Origin of the sequence: Prescottella sp. D32, from assembly GCF_037287305.1 — a bacterium.
In the GTDB taxonomy this organism is placed as follows: Bacteria; Actinomycetota; Actinomycetes; order Mycobacteriales; family Mycobacteriaceae; genus Prescottella; species Prescottella equi.
On the sequence record NZ_JARBSW010000006.1, the window covers coordinates 215467 to 241542 of the forward strand.

Annotated in this window: 25 protein-coding genes and 1 riboswitch; of the genes, 6 read left to right on the forward strand and 19 right to left on the reverse strand. The window is 69.3% G+C overall.

From position 1 onward, the window contains the following. Positions 1 to 32: 32 nt before the first annotated feature. From PSS76_RS22160 to mqo, 5 genes are all read right to left on the reverse strand, one after another. Positions 33 to 395 (reverse strand): cobalamin biosynthesis protein, encoded by a 363-nt coding sequence (locus PSS76_RS22160; protein WP_069854971.1) that lies wholly within the window; start codon positions 393 to 395, stop codon positions 33 to 35. Continuing rightward, positions 388 to 1770, reverse strand: a complete 1383-nt coding sequence (locus PSS76_RS22165; protein WP_084968734.1) for a cobyrinic acid a,c-diamide synthase CobB — start codon at positions 1768 to 1770, stop codon at positions 388 to 390. Before PSS76_RS22165 ends, PSS76_RS22160 begins: the two co-directional genes overlap by 8 nt. Further along, positions 1764 to 2378 (reverse strand): cob(I)yrinic acid a,c-diamide adenosyltransferase, encoded by a 615-nt coding sequence (gene cobO, locus PSS76_RS22170; protein ID WP_005513845.1) that lies wholly within the window; start codon positions 2376 to 2378, stop codon positions 1764 to 1766. The genes PSS76_RS22165 and cobO overlap by 7 nt, the downstream gene beginning before the upstream one ends. A gap of 43 nt (positions 2379 to 2421) precedes the next feature. Beyond that, positions 2422 to 4323, reverse strand: a complete 1902-nt coding sequence (locus PSS76_RS22175) for a magnesium chelatase subunit D family protein (RefSeq protein WP_064057700.1) — start codon at positions 4321 to 4323, stop codon at positions 2422 to 2424. Between the two features lie 51 nt (positions 4324 to 4374). Continuing rightward, positions 4375 to 4468: riboswitch (adenosylcobalamin-variant (AdoCbl-variant) riboswitch) on the reverse strand. 96 nt (positions 4469 to 4564) lie between these two features. Then, entirely contained in the window at positions 4565 to 6100 is a 1536-nt protein-coding gene (gene mqo / locus PSS76_RS22180; protein WP_175271421.1) for a malate dehydrogenase (quinone), read from the reverse strand. 177 nt (positions 6101 to 6277) lie between these two features. Between mqo and PSS76_RS22185 the strand changes: the two genes are divergently transcribed. Then, on the forward strand, positions 6278 to 7300 hold the full coding sequence (locus PSS76_RS22185; RefSeq protein ID WP_175282003.1) for an alpha/beta hydrolase: 1023 nt from the start codon (positions 6278 to 6280) through the stop codon (positions 7298 to 7300). Next, a complete protein-coding gene (mtr, locus tag PSS76_RS22190; protein WP_084968732.1) occupies positions 7297 to 8673 on the forward strand; it encodes a mycothione reductase in 1377 nt (458 codons plus the stop codon). Before PSS76_RS22185 ends, mtr begins: the two co-directional genes overlap by 4 nt. Here the strand turns inward: mtr and PSS76_RS22195 are convergent. The 10 genes from PSS76_RS22195 to map all read right to left on the reverse strand — a co-directional run bounded on the left by PSS76_RS22195 (position 8653) and on the right by map (position 18947). Continuing rightward, entirely contained in the window at positions 8653 to 9081 is a 429-nt protein-coding gene (locus PSS76_RS22195) for a hypothetical protein (protein ID WP_084968731.1), read from the reverse strand. The two genes, mtr and PSS76_RS22195, sit on opposite strands and share 21 nt — an antisense overlap. A 102-nt stretch (positions 9082 to 9183) precedes the next feature. Continuing rightward, the gene (locus PSS76_RS22200; RefSeq protein ID WP_005513851.1) at positions 9184 to 9852 is read right to left on the reverse strand and encodes a methionine ABC transporter permease; all 669 of its coding nucleotides are present in this window, start codon (positions 9850 to 9852) and stop codon (positions 9184 to 9186) included. After that, entirely contained in the window at positions 9849 to 10868 is a 1020-nt protein-coding gene (locus PSS76_RS22205; protein ID WP_084848549.1) for a methionine ABC transporter ATP-binding protein, read from the reverse strand. Before PSS76_RS22205 ends, PSS76_RS22200 begins: the two co-directional genes overlap by 4 nt. Further along, positions 10868 to 11701: a MetQ/NlpA family ABC transporter substrate-binding protein gene (locus PSS76_RS22210; RefSeq protein ID WP_013415712.1), complete on the reverse strand. Its 834-nt coding sequence runs from the start codon at positions 11699 to 11701 to the stop codon at positions 10868 to 10870. Before PSS76_RS22210 ends, PSS76_RS22205 begins: the two co-directional genes overlap by 1 nt. Positions 11702 to 11732: 31 nt before the next feature. After that, positions 11733 to 12731, reverse strand: coding sequence for an isopenicillin N synthase family dioxygenase (locus PSS76_RS22215; RefSeq protein ID WP_084968730.1), 999 nt, complete (start codon positions 12729 to 12731; stop codon positions 11733 to 11735). A gap of 351 nt (positions 12732 to 13082) precedes the next feature. Further along, entirely contained in the window at positions 13083 to 14567 is a 1485-nt protein-coding gene (locus PSS76_RS22220; protein ID WP_064078179.1) for a SulP family inorganic anion transporter, read from the reverse strand. Between the two features lie 43 nt (positions 14568 to 14610). After that, entirely contained in the window at positions 14611 to 15177 is a 567-nt protein-coding gene (locus PSS76_RS22225) for an alpha/beta fold hydrolase (RefSeq protein WP_013415709.1), read from the reverse strand. Between the two features lie 41 nt (positions 15178 to 15218). After that, complete coding sequence (locus PSS76_RS22230; protein WP_080559254.1) at positions 15219 to 16484, reverse strand: serine hydrolase domain-containing protein; 1266 nt, start codon at positions 16482 to 16484, stop codon at positions 15219 to 15221. Positions 16485 to 16560: 76 nt separating this feature from the next. Continuing rightward, a complete protein-coding gene (locus PSS76_RS22235) occupies positions 16561 to 18093 on the reverse strand; it encodes a cobyric acid synthase (protein WP_084968728.1) in 1533 nt (510 codons plus the stop codon). Then, on the reverse strand, positions 18090 to 18947 hold the full coding sequence (gene map, locus PSS76_RS22240; protein ID WP_013415706.1) for a type I methionyl aminopeptidase: 858 nt from the start codon (positions 18945 to 18947) through the stop codon (positions 18090 to 18092). The genes PSS76_RS22235 and map overlap by 4 nt, the downstream gene beginning before the upstream one ends. Positions 18948 to 19088: 141 nt before the next feature. Between map and PSS76_RS22245 the strand changes: the two genes are divergently transcribed. Further along, the gene (locus PSS76_RS22245; protein ID WP_337456627.1) at positions 19089 to 19418 is read left to right on the forward strand and encodes a hypothetical protein; all 330 of its coding nucleotides are present in this window, start codon (positions 19089 to 19091) and stop codon (positions 19416 to 19418) included. 6 nt (positions 19419 to 19424) lie between these two features. Here the strand turns inward: PSS76_RS22245 and PSS76_RS22250 are convergent, their stop codons facing one another. Together PSS76_RS22250 and PSS76_RS22255 are read right to left on the reverse strand one after the other, a co-directional pair. Continuing rightward, positions 19425 to 20741, reverse strand: a complete 1317-nt coding sequence (locus PSS76_RS22250; protein ID WP_337456628.1) for a diacylglycerol/lipid kinase family protein — start codon at positions 20739 to 20741, stop codon at positions 19425 to 19427. Between the two features lie 9 nt (positions 20742 to 20750). Further along, positions 20751 to 22448, reverse strand: a complete 1698-nt coding sequence (locus PSS76_RS22255) for a SulP family inorganic anion transporter (RefSeq protein WP_084870636.1) — start codon at positions 22446 to 22448, stop codon at positions 20751 to 20753. Positions 22449 to 22621: 173 nt separating this feature from the next. Here PSS76_RS22255 and PSS76_RS22260 point away from each other — a divergent pair, with 173 nt between their 5' ends. Then, entirely contained in the window at positions 22622 to 22879 is a 258-nt protein-coding gene (locus tag PSS76_RS22260; protein ID WP_064076754.1) for a three-helix bundle dimerization domain-containing protein, read from the forward strand. Here the strand turns inward: PSS76_RS22260 and PSS76_RS22265 are convergent, their stop codons facing one another. After that, positions 22880 to 23581, reverse strand: coding sequence for a GntR family transcriptional regulator (locus PSS76_RS22265; protein ID WP_084870637.1), 702 nt, complete (start codon positions 23579 to 23581; stop codon positions 22880 to 22882). Beyond that, on the reverse strand, positions 23578 to 24108 hold the full coding sequence (locus tag PSS76_RS22270; protein WP_005513870.1) for a hypothetical protein: 531 nt from the start codon (positions 24106 to 24108) through the stop codon (positions 23578 to 23580). Before PSS76_RS22270 ends, PSS76_RS22265 begins: the two co-directional genes overlap by 4 nt. Positions 24109 to 24207: 99 nt before the next feature. Between PSS76_RS22270 and PSS76_RS22275 the strand changes: the two genes are divergently transcribed. Continuing rightward, positions 24208 to 25335: a TIGR03364 family FAD-dependent oxidoreductase gene (locus PSS76_RS22275; protein ID WP_064057714.1), complete on the forward strand. Its 1128-nt coding sequence runs from the start codon at positions 24208 to 24210 to the stop codon at positions 25333 to 25335. Positions 25336 to 25359: 24 nt separating this feature from the next. After that, positions 25360 to 26037, forward strand: a complete 678-nt coding sequence (locus tag PSS76_RS22280) for a phosphonatase-like hydrolase (RefSeq protein WP_005513872.1) — start codon at positions 25360 to 25362, stop codon at positions 26035 to 26037. Positions 26038 to 26076: the final 39 nt, after the last annotated feature.

Genomic DNA, 26076 nt, shown 5'->3' on the forward strand with positions numbered 1-26076 from the left:
TCCAGAAATCGTTCGGTTGTCATCTCGACAGATCACGAAACACTACGGGCGACCGCGAGGGTCACGCCATTCGTCACGTGCTTCGTCACAATCAGCGGGCCGCCGTCCGACGCGAGGAGCGCGGCGGCTTCGGCGACGCTCGGCGTCCCCACCGCGTCGTCGACAGTCACCGCGGGGTTCGGCACGGCCACTGCCGCGAGTTCTTCGGCCGGGAAGCCGACCAGTGCGGTTCCGAGTACCTCGGCGGCATCGCGGAACGGCGGAAGTTCCGTCTTGCGGTCCAGAGTGGCGAGTACACGCACCGACTCGCCGCCACAGACCTCGACGACGGCGGCCACGATGTCCGCGGCGCCCACGCGGCTGCCGGCGCCGACGCCCACACACAGGTCACCCACGGGCGGCCTCGACGAAGCGGCGGATCGCGTCCGGGTTCCCGGCGGGATGCGTGTGCAGATACGACGCGTGCACCGACCTGGCCGTGAAGCCCTCCCGGGTGGCCCCGGCGTCCCAGGCCCGCCACCCCCAGGCCGGGCCGAAGCCGTCAGCTACACCGGCGTCGAGTGCGGTGCGATGGAACTCGTGTCCGGTGACGCGGGTTCCGGCACCGAAGAGCACGGAATCCGTCACGGCCACAGCCTCCCGGTAGCCGAGGGTCAGGCGCTTTCCGAAGCGGGCGTCGACGTCGATCACACCGGCCATAGCGTGCCCGTCGAGGCTCCGGGTCAGGTACAGCAGGCCCGCGCATTCGGCGTGGATGGGAGCTCCGTCGGCGGCGAGCTGCCGAACCTGCTGCAGCAGAACCCTGTTCGCCGACAGCGCCACCGCGTGCTCCTCGGGGAAGCCGCCGGGGAGCACCAGTCCCGCAGTGCCGGCGGGCAGTTCGTCGTGCAGCGGGTCGAACACCACGACGTCGGCGCCCGCGGCGTCGAGCAGTTCGCGGTGCTCGGCGTACCCGAACGTGAACGCGACACCGCCGGCGAGCGCGATCACCGGACGCGGACCGCTCGGGACCGGTCCGATTTCGGCTGCCGGATCCCACGCGACGTCGCCGACGGACGAATGCGCGAGCCCCCGGATCGCATCCAGGTCCAGGTGCGCGGCGGCGAGTTCGGTCATGGCGGCGACGGCGTCGAGCGCGGCCCGGCCGTGTTCGACAGCCGGCACCAGTCCCAGGTGTCGGGACGGGACCTCGAGTTCGGCCAGGCGCGGCACGGCCCCCAGAACCGGCAGGCCCACCCGCTCGCAGGCCTGCCGCAGCACCTGCTCGTGCCGGGCGCTGCCGACCCGGTTGAGGATCACGCCGCCGATCCGCACGGCGGAATCGTAGGTCGAGAAGCCGTGCAGGACAGCGGCGAGGCTCTGGCTGTGACCGCGCGCGTCGATCACCAGCACGACGGGCGCACCGAGGGCGGCGGCGACCTGCGCGGTCGACCCCTCAGCCGACGGCACCGACGAACTCGGGTCGATCTTGCCGTCGAACAACCCCATGACGCCCTCGACGACCGCGATATCGCAGTCGTCGCTGCCGTGCCGGAACAGCGGGCCGATCCGGTCGGCGCCCACCAGCACGCTGTCGAGATTGCGGCCGGGCAGACCGGCTGCCAATGCGTGGTAGCCGGGATCGATGTAGTCCGGCCCGACCTTGAACGGCGCAACCCGATCGCCGGTGGCGCGCAACGCGCCGACCAGGCCGGTCGCGACGGTCGTCTTGCCGCTGCCCGACGCCGGCGCCGCGATCACGACGGCCGGGGTGCTGGGGGCGTTCACCATTCGATGCCGCGCTGGCCCTTGCGGCCCGCGTCCATCGGGTGCTTGATCTTCGTCATCTCGGTCACGAGGTCGGCCGCGTCCATCAGCGCCTGCGGCGCGTCCCGGCCGGTGACGACCACATGCTGGTTGCCGGGGCGGTTCCGCAGTGCGTCGACGACTTCCTCGGTATCAACCCAGCCCCATTTGAGCGGGTAGGTGAACTCGTCGAGCACGTAGAAGCGATGCGTCTGCGCCTCGAGGCGGCGAGCGATCTCACGCCAGCCCTCGAGCGCGGCGGCGGCGTGGTCCTCCTCGGTGCCGTGCTTGCGTGTCCACGACCAGCCCTCACCCATCTTGTGCCACTCCACGGCCCCGCCCGCGCCGCTGGTGGTGTGCAGCTCGCCGAGCGCGCGGAACGCGGCTTCCTCGCCCACCTTCCATTTCGCGCTCTTGACGAACTGGAAGACGCCGACGTCGAAGCCCTGGTTCCAGGCACGCAGCGCCATCCCGAACGCGGCCGTCGACTTCCCCTTGCCGGGGCCGGTGTGGACGGCCAGCACCGGCTGGTTGCGGCGCTGGCGCGTGGTGAGTCCGTCCGCGGGCACGTTTTCGGGTACTCCCTGAGGCATTCTCGAATCCCTTTCTCGGGCTTGCCTGTTCGGTCGACGAAGATCAGGCGGCAGCGCGGACGACGCCCGCGACCTGCTGCGCGGACAGTTCCGCGAGGCGGACGTAACCGCCCCGCAGATCGCGCGCGAGGTCGGCCGCCAAGCCGAGGCGGACCATGCCGGTCTCACAGTCGACGACGATCGATGCGACGTTGGTGTCGGCCAGCATTCCGGCGGCCCGCCGGGCCCGCGCGACGGCGTCCTTCGCCCCGGTCGCGCGGCCGTCCGTGAGGGCGACGACCAGAGCGCGGCGACGCGGATCGCGGACCTGCTCGCGCAGGACGACCTGACGCGCTTTCAGGAAACCCGCCGCGAGCGGCGTGCGACCGCCGGTTCTCATCGCGCGCAGGCGTCGGACGGCGACGTCCACCGACGACGTCGGCGGCAGCACCAGCTCGGCATCCGTGCCGCGGACGGTGATCACCGCGACCTTGTCCCGACGCTGATAGGCGTCGCGCAGCAGCGACACGACGGCACCGGTGACGGCGGACAGCCGATCCCGGGCCGCCATGGAACCGGACGCGTCGACCACGAACAGCACCAGGTTGCCCTCGCGGCCTTCCCGGACGGCGCCGCGAATATCGCTGGGGGCCAGCCGCATCGCGCCAGCGGTGCGCCCTCGCACGGTCTGGTGTTCGGCCGCGGCGAACAGGGTGCCCACGAGGTGCACGCCCGTTCCCGGTTCGGTGGTCGTCCGCACGGCGCGGCCACGGGTCGAACGCGAGCGGGACCGCCGGCCCGGAGCCCCGTCGCCCACCCCCGGAATCTCGAGCAGTCGCGCCCGGAACTGCGGGCCGGGCGCGCCGGCCTTGCGTTCCGACCCTGCGCCGCTTCCGGATTCCGGCGATCCCTGTTCGCCTGCTCGAGATTTCGAGTCATGCGTGGACGCTTCCGGCTCCGACGGCGATGCGCCGCCACCGGGCCCGTCGGGATCGGGTTCGGGCTCTTCCTGCGCACGCGCGTCGGCGTCGGCCTGCTCCATCGCGTCGTCGAGCTGCTGCGGGTCCAGACCCGGCTCGTCGAACGGGTCGCGCCGACGGCGGTGCGGCAGAGTCAGTTCGGCGGCGATCCGCACGTCCTCCTCGGTGACGGCGTCGGCCCCGCGCCACGCGGCGTGCGCGGTTGCGGTGCGCGCGAGCACCAGGTCGGCGCGCATGCCCTCGACGTCGAACGACGCACACACCGACGCGATGCGACGCAGTTCGGCGTCGGATAGCTCGACAGCGTCGACCACGGCACGGGCGTCGGCGATCCGCCGGGCCAGGTCGGCGTCCTGCTCGGCATACCGGGCGGCGAAGCCGACGGGGTCGCGCTCGTAGTCGAGACGGCGGCGGACCACCTGCATGCGCACCTCCACGTCCCGTGAGGCGGCGACGTCGACGGCGAGACCGAACCGGTCCAGCAGCTGCGGGCGCAGCTCACCCTCCTCGGGATTCATGGTCCCGACCAGGACGAACTCGGCCGGGTGGGAGTGCGAGACGCCGTCGCGTTCGACGTGGACACGACCCATGGCCGCGGCGTCGAGCAGCACGTCCACCAGGTGATCGTGGAGAAGGTTGACCTCGTCGACGTAGAGCACGCCCTGATGGGCGTCGGCGAGCAGCCCGGGCTGGAACGCACGTTCGCCGTCCCGGAGTACCTTCTCGAGGTCGATCGAGCCGACGACACGGTCCTCGGTCGCGCCGACCGGCAGTTCCACGAGCCGGGCCCGGCGCCCCTCGCCCACCTCGGGCAGCAAGGCGGTCAGTGCACGTACGACGGTGGATTTGGCGGTGCCCTTCTCGCCCCGCACCAGCACGCCGCCGATGCCCGGGTGGACGGCGCACAGGATCAGCGCCAGCCGCAGCCGGTCCTGCCCGACGATGGCGCTGAACGGAAACCCGGCAGGTTGGTGACTGTGGCGCAACGATCGAATCCCTTCACTTCCCGGTTTCCTCGCCGAGAGCTTGGCCTTGCGAAACGTTGCGGCATTCTGGCTTCGGGTGCATCTCGTGCGCCCTCACAGTGGCGGGACCGCGCCTGATTCTCACAGGACTTCCCCGCAGACGTTTCTCTGCTGCTGCACCCTACCGTGCCGAGGACGGCGGCCCGACAGCACACCGCCGCGGCCCGGAGTCGGAACTCCGGGCCGCGGCGGGTGAGAGGTGTCAGACGGTGGCGGATTCGACCACCGGAGCGGCGTGCGCGGGCGCCGATGCGGGGACGTCGCCGAGTTCGAGCGAGCGGGTGCTCCAGTCCCACACCTGCTGGAACAGGTCCGGGTTGTCCGAGAGCTTGAGGCCCAGCGACGGGACCATCTGCTGCAGCTTCGGCGTCCACGCCTGGAACTCCCGCGGGAAGCAGCGCTGCAGGACGTCGAGCATCGCGGGCACCGCGGTGGACGCGCCCGGGGACGCGCCGAGCAGGCCGGCGATCGTGCCGTCCTCGGCGTTGACGACGGCGGTGCCGAACTCGAGCACACCGCCCTTGCCCTTCTTGCGGATCACCTGTACGCGCTGGCCGGCCGTGATGAGCTCCCAGTCGCCGCCGGTCGCGCGCGGCACGAACTCGCGCAGCGTGTTGATGCGGTCGGCGGGCGACTGCATGAGCTCACCGATGAGGTACTTGGTCAGACCCAGCTCCGTCAGACCGACGCCGAGCATGGACGTCAGGTTGTTCGGCTTGACCGAACCGGGCAGGTCGGTGACCTTGCCGTTCTTCAGGAACTTGGGCGACCAACCGGCGTAGGGGCCGAACAGCAGGCCCTGCCGCCCGTTGATGACGCGGGTGTCGAGGTGCGGCACCGACATCGGGGGCGCACCGACGGCTGCCTTGCCGTACACCTTGGCGCGGTGCTGGGCGATGAGCTCCGGATTGGTGCAGCGCAGGAACTGGCCGCTCACGGGGAAGCCGCCGAAGCCCTTGGCTTCCTGGATCCCCGACTTCTGCAGCAGGTGCAGCGCGCCGCCGCCGGCGCCGACGAACACGAACTTGGCGTTGACGGTCTTCTTGGCCCCGGTGCGCAGGTTCTCGACCTTGACGAGCCAGCTGCCGTCGGACTGCTTGGTGAGGTTGCGGACCTCGTGCCCGAAGAACACCTGGCCGCCGGAGGCGCCGACGTAACCCAGGAGCTGCCGGGTGAGCGCACCGAAGTCGACGTCCGTGCCGGACTCGGTCCAGTTCAGAGCCACCGGGTCGGAGTAGTCACGCCCCTTGGCCATCAGCGGCAGACGCTCGGCGAAGAACTCCTCCGACTCCGAGTACTCCATACCGGCGAACAGCGGGTGGCCGGCGAGCGCGTCGTAGCGCGCACGCAGGTACTTCACGTTGTCCGCGCCGTGCACGAAGCTCACGTGCGGGATCGGGTTGATGAACTCCTTGGGATCGGTGAGGATCCCGTTGTCGACCGCGTACGCCCAGAACTGCCGGGAGACCTGGAACTGCTCGTTGACGTTGACGGCCTTGCTGATGTCGACGCCGTCGCCCTTGGCCGGGGTGTAGTTGAGCTCGCAGAGAGCCGAGTGGCCGGTGCCCGCGTTGTTCCACGGGTCGCTGCTCTCGGCCGCGGCGGCGTCGAGTCGCTCGAAGGTGGTGATCGACCAGTCAGGCTGCAGCTGACGCAGGATCGCGCCGAGCGTTGCGCTCATGATGCCCGCACCCACGAGCACTACATCGGTCTTCGCCACTACGTTCTGCTCTGACACTGGAGAATCGACTTCCTTGTCTGTTCACACGCGACCTGGTTCGCACGCATCGCCCGCTCGGAGACATCGCGTGGACAGACCGCTTTTCGCGCGCCTGTGGCGCTTAGGTTACCTGTGCGTCACCTTCCCCAATTGTGCCCCTCGCAAACGACTTCGTTCGCCCAATAGAGTGTGATCGTGACTACTTGGGCTCCCGACGTCCTCGGCGACGGCTACCAGCAGCTGACGATCCCTCTGGGTCCCGATCCGGACGGGGAGGGCGACGTCGAGGCCACGCTGGTCCGCTACCAGCCCGGGGACCTGACGGGGAACCGTGCGGTGCTGTACGTCCACGGGTTCACCGACTACTTCTTCCAGCAGCACGTCGCCGAGCATTTCGCCGAGCAGGGCTACTCCTTCTTCGCCCTCGACCTGCGCAAATGCGGCCGCTCCCGGCGTCCGGGTCAGACCCCGCACTTCGTGACGGACCTGAAGTTCTACGACGCGGAACTCGACGAGGCACTGCGCCTGGTCCGGGAACAGATCGGCGGCGGACAGGTACTCCTCGTCGCGCACTCGACGGGCGGTCTGATCCTGCCGCTGTGGCTCGACCGGCTCGAGCGCCGGCCCGGCGGATCGGCGGGCGCGGGTGTGGCGGGTCTCATCCTCAACAGCCCGTGGTTCGACCTGCAGGGGCCGGCCCTGCTGCGCACGGCCGGGACTGCCGCGGCGATCGACGCGCTGGGCCGGGTGTCGAGCAAGACCCCGCTGCCCGGCCAGAAGCTCGACACCTACGGTTCGAGCCTGCACGTCGGCTCGAACGGGGCGTGGGAGTACAACCTGGACTGGAAGCCGCTCACCGGTTTCCCGGTCCGGTTCGGCTGGCTCCGTGCGATCCGGCGTGGGCACGCGCAACTGCACCACGGGCTCGACATCGGCGTGCCGTCGCTGATCCTGCGGTCGAAGCGCACGGTCTTCGCGTCGCGCTACAACCCCACCGTCGACGCGGCCGACGCCGTCCTCGACGTCGAGCAGATCGCCAAGTGGGCGGGCTGCCTCGGCGACCGCACTACGATCGTTCCGATCGACGGCGCCCGTCACGACGTCTTCCTGTCCACCGAGAAGCCGTTGGCGGACGCATTCCACGAAGTCGACCTGTGGCTGGCCTGGCTCGACGCACACCACCTCGACGCCACCCGAGAGACTGGAGCACCTGCGTGACCCACTTCGACATCGCGATCATCGGCACCGGATCGGGCAACTCGATCCTCGACGAACGCTACGACGGCAAGAAGGTCGCGATCCTCGAAGAGAGCACCTTCGGCGGCACGTGCCTCAACGTCGGGTGCATCCCCACCAAGATGTACGTCTACGCCGCGGAGGTGGCGCGGACGATCACCGAGTCGTCCAAGCTCGGCATCGACGCGACGCTCGACGACGTGCGCTGGCCCGACATCGTCAAGCGGGTGTTCGGCCGGATCGATCCGATTTCCGCCGGCGGCGAGCGGTATCGCACCGAGGACTGCGACAACGTCACGGTGTTCCGCGGCCATGCCCGGTTCGTCGGGCCGCGCACCATCGACACCGGAACCGGCGAGGTCATCACCGCCGACCAGGTCGTGATCGCCGCCGGGTCCCGGCCGTCGATCCCGAACGAGATCCTCGAAGGCGGCGTCCGCTACCACACCAACGACGACATCATGCGCCTGCCGGAGCTGCCCGAGCGCCTGGTGATCCTCGGATCCGGTTTCATCGCAGCAGAATTCGCGCACGTCTTCTCCGCACTGGGCGTGCAGGTGTCGATCATCGGCCGCAGCGAGCGACTGCTGCGTCATCTCGACAAGGACGTCTCCGTCTGGTTCACCGAACTGGCGCAGCGCAAGTGGGACGTGCACCTGGCGAACCCGATGGTCGCGGCGCGGGCGGCGGGCAACGGGATTGAGATCGAACTGTCGGACGGCACGATCGTCTCCGGCGACGAACTGCTCGTCGCGGTGGGCCGCATCCCCAACGGCGACCGGTTGGACGCCGCGCTGGGCGGCATCGCCGTCGACGAGTCGGGCCGGGTCATCGTCGACGAGTACCAGCGCACCACCGCCGAGGGCGTGTTCGCGCTCGGCGACGTGTCGTCGCCGTACCAGCTCAAGCACGTCGCCAACCACGAGATGCGGGTGGTCCAGCACAACCTGCTGCACGACGCCTGGAAGTCCACGGCGCACCTGCGCCGCACCGACCACCGGTTCGTGCCCGCGGCGGTGTTCACCGACCCGCAGATCGCGAACGTCGGGATGACCGAGGAGCAGGCCCGCGAAGCCGGCCTCGACATCACCGTCAAGATGCAGAACTACTGCGACGTCGCGTACGGCTGGGCCATGGAGGACGACGAGGGCTTCTGCAAGGTGATCGCCGAGCGCGGCACCGGACGCCTCCTCGGCGCACACGTCATCGGCGCGCAGGCCCCCACGGTGATCCAGCCGCTGATCCAGGCGATGAGCTTCGGGCTGTCGGCGCAGGACATGGCCACCGGCCAGTACTGGATCCACCCGGCGCTGCCCGAGGTGGTCGAGAACGCGCTACTCGGGCTGGACATCTGAGCCGACCCGAGTCCGCCGATCGGGCAGCCAGGCGTGCCACCCCGCGAGGAGTAGCGCGAGCACGGCGGCCGGAACGAAGTAGAGGAATACGAAGGTCGGCGCCGACTGGAAGTACGCACCGAACGAACCGACGACCAGAACCGCGGCGACCAGCCCTCCGACCCAGCGCCGGAAGACCGCCGCGGGGAGCAGGCACAACAGCGCCGGGACTCCGAGCGCCACGACGATCGACGGCCCGTACGTGCCGGCGATCGACCGCTCGCATTCGGCGCCCGGCATGATCCCGTCGTCCGGATAACCGAGCTCGCAAGCGGTGATCGCCATCATCGGATCGGTCGCGGCCTGGACCGCCAGCCCGGCGCAGACCCACGCGAGCAGGATCCACCCCGCCCGAACCGCATTCAGCATGCCCACTCCCCCATCGACGGCGTCGACGGCGTCGACGCTACGAGGGTGCCGCCACCGACCGATCCCGACACACCGAACAGCCGATGCTGAAGGATCGAGCGGCTACTTGCGGTGCCGCAGCGCCCGGACGATTCCGTCGCCGATGGACTGCATGACCTGCACCAGCACGATGAGTACGACGACGGCGACCAGCAGGACAGGCGTGTTGAATCGCTGGTATCCGTACACGATCGCGAAGTCGCCCAGTCCGCCGCCGCCGATGACGCCGGCCATCGCGGAATAGCCGACCAGCAGCACGACCGTGAGCGTCGCGCCCGCGATCAGGGCCGAAACCGACTCCGGCAGGAGCACTTTCCGCACGATCTGCCCGTTGCTCGCGCCCATCGCCTGCGCGGCCTCGACCCGGCCGACGGGGACTTCACGCAGTGCGGACTCGACGACGCGGGCGTAGAACGGGATCGCGCCGATCGTCAGCGGCACGATGGCCGCGGTCGGGCCGATCGCGGTACCGACGATCAGCCGGGTCACCCCGATCAGCGCGATCATCAGGATCAGGAACGGCAACGACCGGAAGACATTGACGATCCCGCCGAGCACTGCGTTCACAGCCCGCTGCGGCCACAGCCCGCTCGGGGACGTCACGTGCAGCACGACGCCGAGCAGGACGCCACCGATCAGGGTGAGCACGAACGAGATACCCACCATGTACAGGGTCTCCTGCGTGGCCTCCCATACCTCGGGCAGCGAGTCGTACCAGGACAACTTGTTCATGCGATTCGTCCTTCGATGCGGGACTCGGGACCCCAGGAGAGCGTGGTGCCGGGCTGCGCCTCGACGAAGGCCTCGATGTCCCCACGCGGCGCGTCTGATCCGAACTTCAGGCGCAGACGTCCGACGGTGACACCCGCGACCTGCTCCACCCGGCCGCCGACGACCGAGATGTCGACGTCGAGCTTGCGGACCAGTTGGGCGAGCCACGGCCCGTGCGCCTCGTCACCGATCGTGGTGACGAGCGCGCTGTCCGCGTCGTCTCCCGCGGACGGGTCGTCACCGACCGGGACGATCGCCGCACCCAGGGCCGAACCGGGGGTGCCGACGAGGTCGAGGATCCGTCCGGTCTCGGCGATCCGGCCGTCATCCAGCCGGGCCGCGGACGTGCAGATGCGGCGCAGCACACCGAGTTCGTGGGTGATGAGCACGACGGTGACACCGATCGAGCGGTTGAGTTCGACCAGCAGGTCGAGAACCTGGTCGGTGGTGTCGGGGTCGAGAGCGCTGGTCGCCTCGTCGCACAGCAGGACGTCCGGGTTCGACGCCAGCGCACGGGCGATGCCGACGCGCTGCTGCTGCCCGCCGGACAGCTGCGACGGGTAGGCCTTCTCCTTGCCGCCGAGCCCGACGAGTTCGATCAGCTCGTCGGCGCGCGCACGACGCGTCTTGCGGTCCATCCCCGACAGCTCGAGCGGGAACTCGACGTTGGCCCGCACGGTCCGCGAGTGCAGCAGGTTGAACTGCTGGAACACGGTGCCGATACGGCGGCGTGCCTGACGCAGACCGCCGCCGGAGAGCTGCGACAGGTCGTCACCGCGGAGCACGATCCGTCCGCTGGTGGGCTGCTCCAGAAGGTTCAGGCACCGCAGCAGCGTGGACTTGCCCGCGCCGGACGGCCCGACGATGCCGAAGATCTCGCCCTCGGCGATCTCGAGATCGACACCGCGCAGGGCGGTGACCTCCCCCGCGCCACCGGCGGCGGGGAAGGTCTTGACCAGGTTCTCGACCGTGATCATCAGCTCGCCGCGTGGACGGGAACGACGGAACCGGAGTAGTTCTCCTGGATCCAGGTTGCGGTCTCGGGCGACTCGAGGGCCTCGGCGAGCGCCTTCACACCGGCGTCGTCCTGGTCGGCGGCACGGACGACGAGCAGGTTCGCGAACGGGTTGTTCTCGACCTTCTCCGACAACAGCGCGTCGTCCGCCGGGGTCAGGCCGGCCTCGATCGCGTAGTTGGAGTTGATGACGGCCGCGGTGATCTGCGGGTCACCGAGGTTGCGGGCGAGCTGCGAGCGCTCGATCTCGACGAACTTCAGGTTCTTCGGGTTGGCCTTGATGTTCGCCTGCGTGACGACGGACAGGTCGGCCTCGGCGAACGGCTTGTCCATCTGGATGAGGCCGGCCGACTCGAGCAGGTAGAGGCCGCGCGCGAAGTTGGTGGTGTCCTTCGGCAGCGCGATGGTGGAGCCGTCGGCGAGCTGGTCGACGGCGGTGATCTTCTCCGAGTACAGGCCCATCGGCTCGAGGTGCACGTCGGCGACGGAGACGAGGTCGGTCACACCCTTCTGCTTCTGCCAGTCGGCCAGGTAGGGGGCGTGCTGGAAGTAGTTGGCCTGCACGTCGCCGGCGACGAGCAGCTCGTTGGGGTCGATCTCGCCGGTGACCGGCTTGATGTCGAGTTTGACGTCACCGAGAACTCCGGAGTCGGCGATGTGCTCGAGGATCTCCACGTGCGGAGTGCTGGAGGCGGAGATCACCAGCGTCTCGCTGTCACCGCCCGACGAGCAGGCCGCCAGGCCCGCCGTGAGGAGGGCGGCTGCGGAGAGGACAGCGGTACGGCGCAAGAACATTGAGAACTACCTTTCGAGATCGAGGAGACGGTCAGCCGTGCAGGGCCGGCAGGTCGAGTAGGTCGCGGTGGTACCGCTCGGTGACGTTGGGGTGCGCGCGCAGACGCGACTTGAGGGCGTTGAGGCCGTAACGGGCGTGCAGGGTGCCGCCGTGCTGGTCCGGGCCGACGCCCGACGCCTCGGCCGCGAGCTCGGGGGCGAGCGCGACGGTGGGCAGCGCATGGTCGTAGCCCGGGTTGAGGAAGAAGGGCAGCGACACCCGGTCCCTACCGGCCGGCGGGGGCAGCACCCGGTGCACGGTGGCCTTGAGGTAGCCGCCGGTGGCGACCTCGAGCAGCTCTCCGATGTTGACGAGCAGATGCCCGGGGATCGGCTCGACGTCCAACCAGCCACTCTCTGTTTCCACCTGGAAACCGGTGCTGTCGGGCTCCGGGTACAGCAGGGTCAGCGCGCCGACGTCCTTGTGGCTCCCCACCCCCTGGCCGGTGACCGACCCGTCGTGTCCCGGGTAACGCGCGATCTTCAGGAGCGGATCCGCATCGGCGAAGGCGATGTCGAAGAAGTCGGCCGGAGCGCCGAGCGACTGCGCCCAGCCGCGGATCAGACGCAGGCCGGCGTCCTGCGCCTGGCTCGACCACGCGAGCGCGAGCTCACGCAGGCGCGGGACGGCGGTGGGCCACAGGTTGGGGCCGTGCAGCACCTCCCACGGGCGGGTCGGGTCGATCGGGTCGACGGCGTCGCGTTCGGGTCCGATGTCGAGCTGCTCGCGCCAGTCGATGTAGCCCTGGGTGCGCTCTCCGCCGACGCGGGTGTAGCCGCGGAAGTGCGGCGATTTGCTGTTCTCGATCTCGAGCTTGTCGGCCTCGGGCAGGGCGAAGAACTCGCGGGCCGCGGCGATCAGGTCGTCGGTGAGCTGCTGATCGATGCCGTGTCCGGTCAGATAGAAGAAGCCGATCTCGTGTGTGACCTTGCGCAGGGCGTCGATGTCGAGGTTCTCCAGATCGATGATCGGGAGCCACTGTGCGGGCATGGAACTGGTCCTTTCCCCACGGGCACCTGATTCGAAGGTGGCGCTGCGACGAGTGGGTGCCCGGTGGGAGGACAGTGCGCGGGAAGGCGGGACGGTACGAAATGTGCCGTCGCGCAAGTTGTCTCGTCTCAGCGCTGACGCATGCAACAACACCCGCCACGCATTCGCGTGGAGGCGACAGTTGCTGCAGGGCCGCGCATCGGAGTCCTTCCCGGACGAGATCGTGGTCGGCACGTCGAAGCCGACATGCCGGTGCTTGAGGCTAGCCCCACCCACGGGCGGACTTCAAATCGAACGTATACGCACGACGACGAACGGCGACATCCGTGAGACGAGCGGTCGTTCCGTCCCTCAGCCGAGGCGGCCGGAAAGCTGCTCGAGACGGCGCAGGCTCGCCCCGTCGAGGCCCACGATGCGCACACTCTTGCCCCGGGCCGTGTACTTGGCCTGCACCGTGTCGAGGGTCGCGACGGTGGAGGCGTCCCACACGTCGGCGCCCGCCAGATCGATCACCACCGAGTCCGGGTCTCCCGCGTAGTCGAATCGGTGCACCAGATCGTTGCTCGACGCCCAGAACAGCTCGCCCGAGACGCGGTAGGTCCGCTCCCCGTCCCGGTCCACGACGTCGACCCGCGTCAGATGAGCGACACGGCGCGCGAACGCGACCATCGCGGTCAACACGCCGAGGACGACGCCGACGGCGAGGTTGTGGGTCGCGAGCGTGCCGACGACAGTGACGAGCATGACCAGGGTCTCGCTGCGCGGCATCAGGCGCAGGGTCCGCGGCGCGACGCTGCGCCAGTCGAACGTCGTCACCGCGATCACCAGCATCACCGCGACCAGCGCCGCCATCGGGATCGCCCCGACGACGCCGCCGGCAGTCACGCACAGCACGAGCAGGAAGGCGCCGGCGAGGAAGGTGGAGATCCGGGTGCGGGCCCGGCCTTCCTTCACGTTGATCATGGTCTGACCGATCATGGCGCAGCCACCCATCCCGCCGAACAGCGCGCCCGCGGCATTGGCGACACCCTGGCCCCATGCCTCGCGAGTCTTGTCGGACGGGGTGTCGGTGATGTCGTCGACCAGTTTGGCGGTGAGCAGCGATTCGAGTAGACCGACCAGCGCCAGGCCCAGAGCGAACGGCGCGATGATCGTCAGCGTGTCCCACGTGAGCGGCACGTCCGGGATCATCCACGTGGGCAGGCCGGACGGTAGCTCGCCCTGGTCGGCGACGTCGGGCACGTCGAGCCGGAACAACGCGACCGCACCGGTCAGGACCACGATCGCGATCAGCGGCGCCGGAACAACTTTCGTCAGCCGAGGCAGCAGCACGATCATCGCGAGTCCGGCCGCCACGAGCGGATACACCAGCCACGGGACGTCGAACAGGTGCCGCAGCTGGGCACTGAAGATGAGGATCGCGAGGGCGTTGACGAACCCGATCATCACCGAGCGCGGAATGAAACGCACCAGACGCGCCAGACCCGCAACCGCGAACAGGATCTGCAGCACACCGGCCAGCCACACCGCGGCGATCAGGTAGTCGATACCGTGCGACGCGACCAACGGCGCCACCACCAGCGCGGTCGCCCCGGCCGCGGCCGACACCATCGCCGGCCGCCCGCCGACGAACGCGATCGTCATCGCCATGATGCACGAGGTGTACAGCGCCACTCTGGGGTCGACACCCGCGATGACGGCGAACGAGATCACCTCGGGAATGAGCGCGAGCGCGGTCACGAGGCCGGCGAGCGTCTCCGTGGTCAGTCGTCGAGGGGAACGCAGCGCGGCCCGGACGGATGACGCGTCGGCCGGAGTGGAGATGGTGTCGTGCACCGGGAGAGTCTAGGGACCGCCCGCACCGGGGCCGTAATCACCGCTACCAGGAGCCGGTGCGCAGCACGATCTCCGTCGCCAGTTCGGCGGGAGCCTTCGTGGGAATGTCGTCGACGCCGTCGAGTTGGACGATCCGGAACTCCGAGTACGCGTACCGTCCGCTGGCGTCGGCGCTCGGACGTCCGAGGGAGGTGCCGACGACGACGGTGGTGGGCAACTCGACGGCGGGGCATGCGGCGTCGAGCACGGCCCCGTCCACGCCGGGCACGGCCGGGTGCCCGCGGTCGGCGACGATGAGACTCGCGAACCGGCCGAACGTCTTGGCGGCGAGCTGCCAGGCGATTTCCGCCCCCGCGCCGGCGCCCACGAGGTTCACCCACGGCAGCTTGAGTTCGTCGAGCATCGCGATCACCGACGGCTCGTCGAGCCCGTCGACGGTCTCGGGCACCACGGTCCGCAGGTCCGAATCGTGCAGGCGAGCGCAGACGGCGTCGAAGACATCGGCAGGGGCACCCGCGTCGGGCAGTAGAAGCACCGTATGCCGGCTTTCCGGTCCCCCGATTCGGACCGTCACGGTCCCACTTCCCACGGCAACGTTCGTCGACTCCATGAACGAAAACGGTACGCGATCCACGTCACGGAATCGGACACCTAGGCGGGATAGACCTTGCCGATGATCTCCTTGGCCATGGTGGTCGCCGGGTCCTGTCCGTTCGCGGCCGGCGCGAGGTTGGCCCACACCACCAGTGTCACCTTGTTGACGGGATCGTGCCCCATGAACGAGTTGAATCCCGGCAGCTCCCCGGTGTGACCGAACATCGGCCCCATCTTCGCTATGCCCCAACCGTATTCGGCCGAACCACTGTCCGGACTCGTCGGCTGCACGCTTGCGAGGCGCTGAGCCTGCAGGTCGGCGCCGAGCAACTTGCCGCCGACCAGCGCCTGCACCCAGGTGACGAGATCGTTCGCGGTGGAGATGCCCGCGCCGGCCGCCCACGCCCACGAGGGGTTCACGTTGGTGACGTCGTTGGGCTGCAGTGTGCCGTCCTCGGCGGCGGTCTGCATCTGTTCGGGCAGCGCCGGATCGGTCAGCGTGTCCATGTTGGTCCCGAAGACGTAGCCGTGCGAGTAGGGCGCCGGAATCGTGTTGTCGGCGGTGTCCGGGAACGACGTCCCCGTCAGCCCGAGCGGACCGAAGAGCCGCGACTGGAAGATCTGCGGCAACGGCTTCCCGTCGAGGCTCTCCGCGATGAGTCCCAGCAACACGATGTTGGTGTTCGAGTAGTGATAGCCCTGCCCCGGCGGGAAGTACGGGGGATTCGCGAAGCCGAGCGCCAGCAGGTCCTCGGGCTTCCACTGCTTCTGCGGATCGTTGTCGAGCGTCTCGTTCAGTTCGGCGGTCTCGGTGTAGTTGAACAGGCCGCTGCGCATGTCGAGAAGCTGCTCGATGGTGATGTTGTCGCCGTTGGGAACGTCCGGGCGGAACTTCGACACCGGATCGTCGAGCTTGATCTTGCCCTCCTGCACCAACTGCAGGATCACGGTGCCGGTCATGGTCTTGGTGTTGGAACCGATCCGGACGTGCTCGGCCGGATCGACGGCGTCGCTGCGGTCCCGAGTGCCCGTCCCGTACTTGACCGTCAGGTCGCCGTCGGGGGTCTTGAGGATCGCTACGGCGCCCGGGATCTGCAGGTTCTCCGCGACACCCTTGACGATGCCGTCGAGCGTCGCGAGGTCGATCTTCTGCAGCGCCACCGTCGACGAGGCAGCACTGGTCGTGGTGGTCGACGCCGCGACGCTCGACGACCCGGTGTCGCTGTCCGACTCGTTCGACGAGCACCCGGAGAGCACCAGCGCAGCCACCGCTGCTCCGCCGATCAATCGGATCGTCGTAGATCTCCCCAAAGCAGTACGCACGTCGTCTCCTCCGGTGGGCGGCAGTCGTCGGCTACGAAGCCTAGGCGGGGCGGGCGCTCGGTGCGGGGTGTTCCGGTCAGGTGACGCGCGAGACGATCGTCGGCAACCGCATCGCGGCCCCGCCGTCGACCGTCGCGAGGACGGCGTCGACATCGAGATGCTGTTCGACGAGGTCCGCGAGCAGATCCAGCTGCGCCTCCCGGACCTGCGCGACGTCGGTGTCCGGCGCCGCGACGAAGCCCGCCCGTCCTGCTGTTTCCGCCACCTCGGCGAGAAATCGGCGCCGGTACTCGTCGTTCTCGAGGATCCCGTGCCAGTGGGTGCCGCGGACGCTGCCGCGCACGCTACCTTCCTTCGCCCCGTCGGCCGCCGTCAGCAGCGGGGCGTCACCGTTGCGGCGCACCCGGCCGTGATGGATCTCGTAGCCGCGCAGGGGGATTCCGTCCGCATCGCCCTGAACCTGCGCGAGCACCTTGTCGGGCGCGAACGCAATCTCGAGGTCCAGCAGCCCGAGCCCGTCCACCGAACCGGCGCCGGATTCGACGTCGTCGTCGATCACCGTGCCCAGCATCTGGTAGCCGCCGCAGATGCCGAGAATGGCACCACCGGCCCGCGCGCGACGGATCAACGCGTCGCCGATTCCGCTGCGCCGCAACCACTCCAGATCGGTGACGGTGGACTTGCTGCCGGGCAGCACGACGAGGTCGGCGTCGGCCAGCCGCGACGGCTCGCTCACCCAGTGCACCGAGACGCCCGGCTCGCAGGCGAGTGCCTCGACGTCGGTGGAGTTCGAGATGCGGGGCAGCCGGATCGCCGCGACACGGAGCCACTCGCCGCCGGTCGGCGGCGCGGGCCGTCCGACGGGGGCGTCGCCGACCACGCCGAGCGAGTCCTCGGCGTCGAGCCAGAGCTCCTCGGCGAACGGGATCACGCCGAGCGTGGGCCGCCCGGTGAGCGCGCGCAGCTGCTCGAGGCCGGGCGCGAGCAGGCTCACGTCGCCGCGGAACTTGTTGATCACGAATCCGGCGATCAGCGCCTGGTCCTCGGGTGAGAGCACCGCGACGGTGCCGAACAGGTGCGCCAGCACTCCCCCGCGGTCGATGTCGCCGACCACGATCACCGGCAGCTGCGCGGCCTGCGCCAGCCCCATGTTCGCCAGGTCCGTGGCCCGCAGGTTGATCTCGGCGGGCGAGCCGGCGCCCTCGCAGATCACGACGTCGAACTCGTCTCGCAGCGACGCGAGCTCGTCGGCGACGATGTCGCGCAGCCACTCCCGGTGCTCGATGTAGTCGCGCGCACCGACGGTGGTGACCGCCTTGCCGCGGACCACCAGCTGCGACGTCCGGTCACCGCCCGGCTTGAGCAGCACCGGATTGAACCGGACGCTGGGTTCGAGGCCGCAGGCTCGCGCCTGCAGCGCCTGCGCGCGGCCGATCTCCCCGCCGTCGAGCGTGACGACGGAGTTGTTCGACATGTTCTGCGCCTTGAACGGCGCCACCCGCACCCCGCGTCGCGCCAGCATCCGGCAGAGCCCGGCGACGAGGACGCTCTTGCCGGCGTCGGACGTCGTGCCGGCAACCAGGAGTGCGCCACTGAGCGCCGTCGTCACGGCAGGGTGAGGATCTCGTTGCCCTCGTCGGTGACGACGATGGTGTGCTCGAACTGGGCGGTCCACTTGCGGTCCTTGGTGACGACGGTCCAGCCGTCCTCCCAGATGTCGTAGTCGACGGTGCCCAGGTTGATCATCGGCTCGATCGTGAACACCATGCCGGGCTCGATGATCGTGTCGACGTTCGGCTGGTCGTAATGCAGGATCACCAGGCCGTTGTGGAAGGTTTCGCCGATGCCGTGGCCGGTGAAGTCGCGGACCACGCCGTACCCGAAGCGGTTGGCGTACGACTCGATGACGCGGCCGATCACGTTGAGCTCGCGGCCCGGCTTGACGGCCTTGATGGCGCGCATCGTCGCCTCATGGGTGCGCTCGACCAGCAGGCGGTTCTCCTCCGAGACGTCGCCGGCGAGGAACGTCGCGTTGGTGTCGCCGTGCACGCCGTCGATGTAGGCGGTGACGTCGATGTTGACGATGTCGCCGTCCTGGATGACCGTCGAGTCGGGGATGCCGTGGCAGATCACCTCGTTGAGCGACGTGCAGCACGACTTCGGAAAGCCCCGGTAGCCCAGCGTGGACGGGTAGGCGCCGTGGTCGCACATGTACTCGTGCGCGATGCGGTCCAGTTCGTCGGTGGTGACGCCCGGCGCCACGGCTTTACCGGCCTCCTGGAGCGCCTGAGCAGCGATCTTGCTCGCCACCCGCATCTTCTCGATGGTCTCGGGTGTCTGCACCCACGGCTCCTTGCCCTCGCGGGCCGTCGCCTTCCACACGTACTCGGGCCGCTCGATGTTCTTGGGGACATCGAGGACGGGCGAGACGGTTCCGGGAACGAGCGCAGTGCGAACAGACATGGGTCCAGCGTAAACCGCGTCCCGGAGTTCGCCTCCCTCCCGCCCCGCAGCGACGCCGTGCCCCGTCTCGAAACAGCCTGCGACCAGTCCGGATGCACTTATCCGGAAAGTCGGTATGGTGAGCGGTCAACCTGATCAGAAGTGAGGGTGAAAATGGGCCAGCAGTCGCAGGCCGCCGAACATCGGTGGGCTCCGGTCAAGGTCAGCAACGTCGTGTCGACCGTCTCGGACGGCTTCGTCCACCTCGAGGTCGAACTCGACGGTGACATCCATCCCGAGTGGGCGCGCACCTTCGCCCGCATGAGCGGCGCCAGGAACGCCGAGTTGACGCTGCACAGGGCAGCCGAGCCGCCCCGCATCACATTGACGACGCGCAGCGACCACCGCGAGACCGCGGAGCTGTCGGTGGTGTACCTCGTCGAGGAAGTCAACCTCTACATTCGGCTCGCGATCGAGATGGTGGGGAGATAGTCGCCGCTACGCCAGGGTGAATGGCACGGGCATCCCGGTCAGCCGATACAGCCGACTCAGGTCGATCGTCGGCCTCACCGGCCGCATGCCCGGCCGCACCCTCGGCACCTGCACCCGCAACGCCCGAGGCGCGATGGTGCACCGGACCGGGGTGCGGAACGTGAGGGATTCACCGTCGACCCCGACGGGGATCTCGTCCTGGTCGGAGTGGACGACGACCTCGGTCGCGTGGGTGACCGTCAGCCCCCGCGCGTGTCCGCCCTGCAGCAGACCGACGGCCTGCCGGGCGCTGTTGACGCACACCGTCACCACGCCGAGGACACCGGCGTCCAGGCACTCGCGGCGGCCCAGGCCCGCGAGGTCCGTCGTCCGGTACGGGCCGTTGCTCACCAGCACCGCCTGCGGTCCCTCCACTGCGACGCCGTCGATCGTGGCCGTCAGACCCGAATCCCGGTGAGCGCCGAGCAGGTCGGGAAGCATCTGCAGAACGGTGCCCGTCTTGTCGTCTCGGTAGGCCGGGCTGCGAACCACTTCGGCGTACACACCGAACGAGGCGTTGTTGACGAACGGATGACCGTTCATCATCCCGAGGTCCACCCGAAGCTCGACGCCGTCGGTCAGTGCATCCAGACAGGCGGCGGGGTCGTCGCGGTCCAAACCGAGATCGAGTGCGAAGTGGTTGCGCGTTCCCGCACTGATCACGAGGAAGGGCACACCGTGTTCCGCTGCCACCGCTGCAACCAGTGCCTGCGTGCCGTCGCCGCCCGCGACACCGAGGAGGTCCGCTCCGCGCGTCACCGCCCGACGAGCCAGCGCGGTGACGTCGATCGGTTCCGGGCCCTCGAGCAGGTACACCTCGGCACCGAGCGCCTCGGCCTTGCGACGCAGGTCGAACTTCTCGACCTTGCCGCCACCCGAGTGGGGGTTCATCACGATGAAGGGACGCAGTGGTGTGGGCGCGGGGGTCTCGGGCCCCGACCCGGTCGCACCCTTGTCGGCGAGCGCCCTGTGGGCGCAGAAGACCGTGGCGGCCACCAGCGCGGCGGTGAGGAGCACCACCCACAACAGGCCCGCGCGGACGAAGAGCACCAGCACGACGATCGGTGCCAGCACCGCCAGCCCGGCCGAGAATGCACGTAAGGCACCGCGACTGCTGAGAAACCAGTACGCCGCGGCCACCGTCACCACGACGCCGCCCACCGCGACGAGCAGGACCGCGAGCGTGCTCAGCAGCCCGGCGAACACGATCGGAACACCCCCGGCACCGATCCCTGCCACGAAAGCCGCGCGTGCCCACCAGCGCTCGTGAGTTGCATCCGCCACGACGTTCTCCTAACCGGTTTCCGCGCGACGGAGGAAGGCGTCCACCGCGGCGTCGATGGTCGGATAGAAGTGGGTGCGATCGAATCGTTCCCCGAGACCGAACCGGACGAGGCGGTCCTTGATCGGCCCCTTCATCTCGGCGAACGCCAGCCGGATGTCCTTGCCCTCGAGGTAGCGGTCGAGGTCGACGAGTTCGTCGACGGCAGTGGTGTCGAGGCCGGTGATGGGTTCGGCGGCGATCACCACCCACTCGACCGGATCCTGTTCCTTCGCAACGACGGAACGCACATAGTCGTCGAAGATTCCGCCGTTGGCGAAGAACAGCGGTGCGTCGAACCGAATCAAGACCAGTCCGGGGATGCGGTGCCCGTCGGGGTGCCGCGCGATGTCGTGGTAGCCCGTCTCCGACGGCAACTCCACCAGTTCGGTCCGGTACGGCTGCCAGGCGCGGGCGACGACCGCGACGAACGACAGTCCGATTGCCACCAGGATGCCCTGCAGGACGCCGACGAGCGCGACCCCGAGGAAGGCGGCGCCGGCGAGACCGGCCTCCACCCGGCTCATCTGCCACAGCCGCGCCATGCCCTTCACATCGACCAGCGCCGTCGCGGCGACGATCACCACCGCGGCCAGCGTGGCGTCGGGCAGGTAAGCAGTGACCCCGGGCGCGACCAGGACGAACGCCAGCACCGCCAGCGCCCCGACCACCCCCGCCAGCTGGGTGTGCGCCCCGCTCTGTTCGGCCACCGGTGTCCGTGATCCGCTGGCGGAGATCGGGAACCCGCCGAACAGCCCACTCGCGACGTTCGCCGCACCGATCGCCTTCATCTCGGTACTGCCGTTCACATCCTCACCGCGGCGTGCGGCGAACGTCCGCGACAGCACGCCCGTATCCGCGAAGGCGATCAGGGCGATGCCGGCGGCCGGACCGATCAACTGCAGCACGTCACCCCAGTCGACGCCGCCGAACGACGGCAACGGCAGCCCCTTCGGCAACGCGCCCACCATCCCGATCCGGTCGTCGAGCCCGATCGCGGCGCAGAGCACGATCGAGCCCACGACCGCGACGAGGACACCGGGGATCCGCGACCACCACAGCCGGAACGCGACGATCACGGCGAGCGACCCGACGCCGACCGCCGCGGCGACGGCATCGACGTCACCGGCAGCCAACGACTTCCCGATCTGCGCGATCTCGTCGATGAGTCCGGACGCGTCGACGGGAAAGCCGAGCAGCTTCGGAAGCTGACCGACCACGACGATGAGCGCGATCGCATTGAGATACCCGACGCGGATCGGCTTCGACAGCAGTTCGGTGACGAACCCGAGGTTGAGGAAGCCCCCGACGATGAGGATCGCGCCGACGAGAACCGCGAGCACCCCGGCGAGAGCGAGTGCGCTCTCCGGGTCGCCGACGGCGGCCAACGGCAGCACCGCCGCGGCAATCAGCGGCGCGAGCGACGAATCCGGACCGAGGACGAGAATCTTCGACGGCCCCAGGACCGCGTAGGTGAGGAGCGGCACGATGGTCGCATACAGGCCCGCGTACGCCGGCAGACCCGCCGCTTCCGCGTAGCCCATACCCGCGGGGATGAGGAGCGCGGTGAGGACGAATCCGGCAGCGATGTCGGTGCGCAGCCACTCGCGGCGGTATCCCCGGGCCGTCGCCGGTCCGGGCAGGCGCCACAGCAGTTCCGTCCAGGCCATGCCTGAATTATCGTCCCGGATGCGCTGCGGGATCTGGGATTCGGACAGATCCGCGGGCGGACCGCCGCGTGCCGGTCGGTATCGGCGCTCCTCGGACCGGGCGGTACGAACCGGTTCGGATTCGGTGCCGTTTCGAGATTGACCGCGCCCGACCCTGAACAGACGATTGTCGAATGGAGGCGGAAGGCGAAGCGGCTCAGATCGACCGGGTCATCGACCGCCTGGCGGTCGGAACTCCCGCGGTCACTCCTGCCGAGGTCGAGCGCGTAGTCCGCAGCATCCACGCCCGCTTCGTCGACAGCAGGGTTCGCGAATTCATCCCACTTCTCGTCGAGAAGGCGGCCCGCCGGCACTTCGCCGAACAGAGCACTCCCCCCGTCGATCACGTCGCGGCCGCATGGGCCGCCGCTGTGGTCGAATCTCCCTCGTGATCAGCGCAATTCCGTCACGAACGCCATCCGGTCGCCGCGGTACAACGACCGCACGCGCTCGATCGGTACTCCGTCCGCGTCGCGCGACACCCGGTGCAGTTTCAACATCGGCATCGCGGTGCTCGACTCGACGAGGCCGGCCTCCCGCGGAGTCGGCAGCGCTGTCTCGATCCGCTCGGTGGCGGTGGTGAACTCGATTCCCCGTGCCCGGATCGCCGCGTACAGCGACGTCTCGGGATCGAACGTGTCGGACAGATCGGGGAACCGATACAGCGGCAGATAGGTGCTCTCGAGACCGATCCGCTCCCCGTCCGCCAGCAGCACGCGTTCGAGGTGGATCACCGGGTCGCCGACGCCGATCTGCAGAATCTCCGCGAGTTTGGAGTGCGCGTCGATCTCTTCCCACCGCACCAGGATTCGCCCCGGTTCCCGCTCTTGGCTGAGCGCCCCCTCGGTGTAGGAGCCGAGAGAGAGGGGCTGCACCATCTTCGGGCGGGCGACCACGGTGCCCCGTCCGCGGCGCTCCACCCGCCCCGCCACCAGCAGCTCGTGCAGCGCCTGTCGCACCGTCTCCCGGGAGACGCCGCAGCGCGCCGCGAGCTCCCGCTCGGCGGGCACCGGATCCCCCTCGGACAGGTCCGCGAGCAGGTCCTCGACGTGGGCCCGCACGAGGTAGTGCTTGGGCAGGCTCTCGGCGGTCATCGCGCGGCTCCCACGCGCCGCGCCACCTCGAGGACCTCGTCGACGGACACGGTCGGCGCACCGGGCACCTTGGCGCGGTCGTCGTAACGTCGCAGCCGGACGGCGTCCGGCCACCACGGGTGAGAGACGTAGGCCGCGTCGACCCCGGCTCCTCCCTGGTGTCGCAGTGTCGCAACCGATTCCGTCGAAAGCCCCTCGGCGTACGCCGGATCGGTGGCCACGAGAAAGCGCTTGGCCGCGACGTGCGCGCCGGCCAGCCAACCGACCCGCTGCCCGAAACGCGGAGTGAGCCACTCCCGCGCGACGACGTCGTGCGGCTCACCGTCGGCCCCTTCGACCAGCGGGCTGCGGGCGAGATCGTGCAGCGCGCTCGCCAGGACCAGTTCGTCGTCGGCACCGTCCGCGATCGCGTGGCTCGCCGACTGCAGCGCGTGGGCGAGCTCGTCGACTTCCTCGCCGTCGAACACTCCACGGAGCGAATTGAGCAGCGCAGCAATCTCTTCGAGCACAGCGTGTTCGTCGTTCACGTCCGTCAGACTACACAGTTTTCGGTCTATACCAATTGTTCATCTGGCGTTTCCCGGACGTCCCCCAGTTGGTCTAGACCAATGGTCACGCTGTGTCCCATGCGAATTGCAATTGTGGGCGGAGGAATCCTCGGGACGGCGCACGCCGACGAGGCCATCCGTCGCGGACACGACGTCGTCCATCTCGAACGTGAACTCGAAGCGCGCGGTGCCACCGTACGCAACTTCGGATTGGTGTGGGTCTCCGGGCGTGCCCCGCACGAGCTCGACGCCTCGCTGCGGTCCCGCGAACTTTGGGCCGACCTGGCCCGACGTGTCCCCGAGATCGGCTTCCGCGCCGCCGGATCGATCACGCTGCTGCGCACCCCGGAAGAGGTCGCGGTCGCCGAGGACATTGTGGCGCGCGACGACGCCGAGGTGCGCGGATTCACGCTGCTCGACCCCGACAACGTTCGCGGCGTGAACCCCGCCCTGCGCGGCAAGTTCCTCGCCGGCCTCCACTGCACCCGCGACGGCGCGGTCGAGTCCAGAGTCGCGCTGCCCGCCATCCGTCGCCATCTCGAGGCATCGGGTCGGTACGCCTTCCACGCCGGAACCGAGGCGCGCGAGATCACCAGCAGTTCAACAGGTGTGCGCATCCGCGACGACCACGACCGCACGTTCGACGCCGACCTCGTCATCGTGTGCCCCGGCGCCACGCTCGGCGGGCTCGCACGGGACCTGGCCGGCGACCTCCCCCTCCGACGCGTCCGTCTGCAGATGATGCAGACGGCACCGCTGGGCGAGGCGCTCACCACCGCCATCGCCGACGGCGACAGCATGCGCTACTACCCCGCCTTCACCGGCTCGGCGCTGGACGAACTGCGCGCCGCGCAGCCCCAGGAGCCCACTGCCGCGGAGCACCGCATGCAGCTGCTGTGCGTGCAGCGCCTGCACGGCGGGCTCACCATCGGCGACACCCACGAGTACGACGAGCCGTTCGACTTCGACGTCGACGAGGCGCCGTACCGCCATCTGACCAGCGTCGTCGAGGAACTCCTCGGCCGCCATCTGCCACCGGTCGTCAAGCGGTGGGCCGGTGTCTACAGCCAGTGCCTCGACCCCGCCCAACTCGTGCACCGCGCCCAGCCCACCGACGGCGTGTGGGTAGTGGCCGGGCCGGGTGGTCGCGGCATGACGCTCGGACCCGCCCTCGCCGAACAGACCGCCGACCAGCTGGGCCTCTAGACCCCGACCCCTCAGGAGAGACCTGTGACCACCATCAAGCTCGCCGTGCTCGACATGGCCGGCACCACCGTCGCCGACGACGGACTCGTACTCCGGGCGTTCGCCGCTGCGGCAGCCGCGGCGGGGCTGGCCGAGTCCGGCCCCGAGGCCGACGCCGCCCGGCAGTACGTCCTCGACACGATGGGCCAGTCCAAGATCGTGGTGTTCCGCGCCCTGTTCGGCGACGAGGATCGCGCCCAGGCCGCCAACCGCGCGTTCGAGGCCGAGTACGACCACCTCGTCGACGAGGGCGGTGCCACCGCGATTGCCGGCGCGGCCGAATCGATCAGCGCACTGCGGAACGCCGGAATCCAGGTGGCGCTCACCACCGGGTTCAGCCGCACCACCCAGGACAAGCTGCTGGCCGCACTCGGCTGGCAGACGCTCGCCGACCTGACGCTCTCCCCCGCCGAAGCCGGACGTGGGCGCCCCTTCCCGGACCTGATCCTCACCGCACTCATGCGGCTGGGCGTCGACGACGTCAAAGACGTTGCCGTCCTGGGCGATACCGCCAACGACATCACCAGCGGTCGCCGCGCCGGCGCCAGCATCGTCGCAGGCGCTCTCACCGGCGCCCACGACGAGAAGCAACTGCGCGCCGCCGACCCGACGCACGTCGTGCCGTCGGTTCGCGAGTTCACCGATCTCGTCCTCTCCCACTGAGTTCTTCTCGAGTTCTTCCGTCACCGTTCGAATCCCTCA

Excerpts from the sequence above, each read along its gene's own strand:
- PSS76_RS22260 (WP_064076754.1), top strand. The coding sequence starts at position 22,622 with ATGGAGGCGGAAGGCGAAGCGGCTCAGATCGACCGGGTCATCGACCGC.
- PSS76_RS22195 (WP_084968731.1), bottom strand. The coding sequence starts at position 9,081 with ATGCTGAATGCGGTTCGGGCGGGGTGGATCCTGCTCGCGTGGGTCTGC.
- PSS76_RS22200 (WP_005513851.1), bottom strand. The coding sequence starts at position 9,852 with ATGAACAAGTTGTCCTGGTACGACTCGCTGCCCGAGGTATGGGAGGCC.
- PSS76_RS22210 (WP_013415712.1), bottom strand. The coding sequence starts at position 11,701 with ATGTTCTTGCGCCGTACCGCTGTCCTCTCCGCAGCCGCCCTCCTCACG.
- PSS76_RS22255 (WP_084870636.1), bottom strand. The coding sequence starts at position 22,448 with ATGGCCTGGACGGAACTGCTGTGGCGCCTGCCCGGACCGGCGACGGCC.
- PSS76_RS22275 (WP_064057714.1), top strand. The coding sequence starts at position 24,208 with ATGCGAATTGCAATTGTGGGCGGAGGAATCCTCGGGACGGCGCACGCC.
- PSS76_RS22215 (WP_084968730.1), bottom strand. The coding sequence starts at position 12,731 with ATGCCCGCACAGTGGCTCCCGATCATCGATCTGGAGAACCTCGACATC.
- cobO (WP_005513845.1), bottom strand. The coding sequence starts at position 2,378 with ATGCCTCAGGGAGTACCCGAAAACGTGCCCGCGGACGGACTCACCACG.
- PSS76_RS22165 (WP_084968734.1), bottom strand. The coding sequence starts at position 1,770 with ATGGTGAACGCCCCCAGCACCCCGGCCGTCGTGATCGCGGCGCCGGCG.
- map (WP_013415706.1), bottom strand. The coding sequence starts at position 18,947 with ATGTCTGTTCGCACTGCGCTCGTTCCCGGAACCGTCTCGCCCGTCCTC.
- PSS76_RS22205 (WP_084848549.1), bottom strand. The coding sequence starts at position 10,868 with ATGATCACGGTCGAGAACCTGGTCAAGACCTTCCCCGCCGCCGGTGGC.
- PSS76_RS22265 (WP_084870637.1), bottom strand. The coding sequence starts at position 23,581 with ATGACCGCCGAGAGCCTGCCCAAGCACTACCTCGTGCGGGCCCACGTC.
- PSS76_RS22225 (WP_013415709.1), bottom strand. The coding sequence starts at position 15,177 with ATGGAGTCGACGAACGTTGCCGTGGGAAGTGGGACCGTGACGGTCCGA.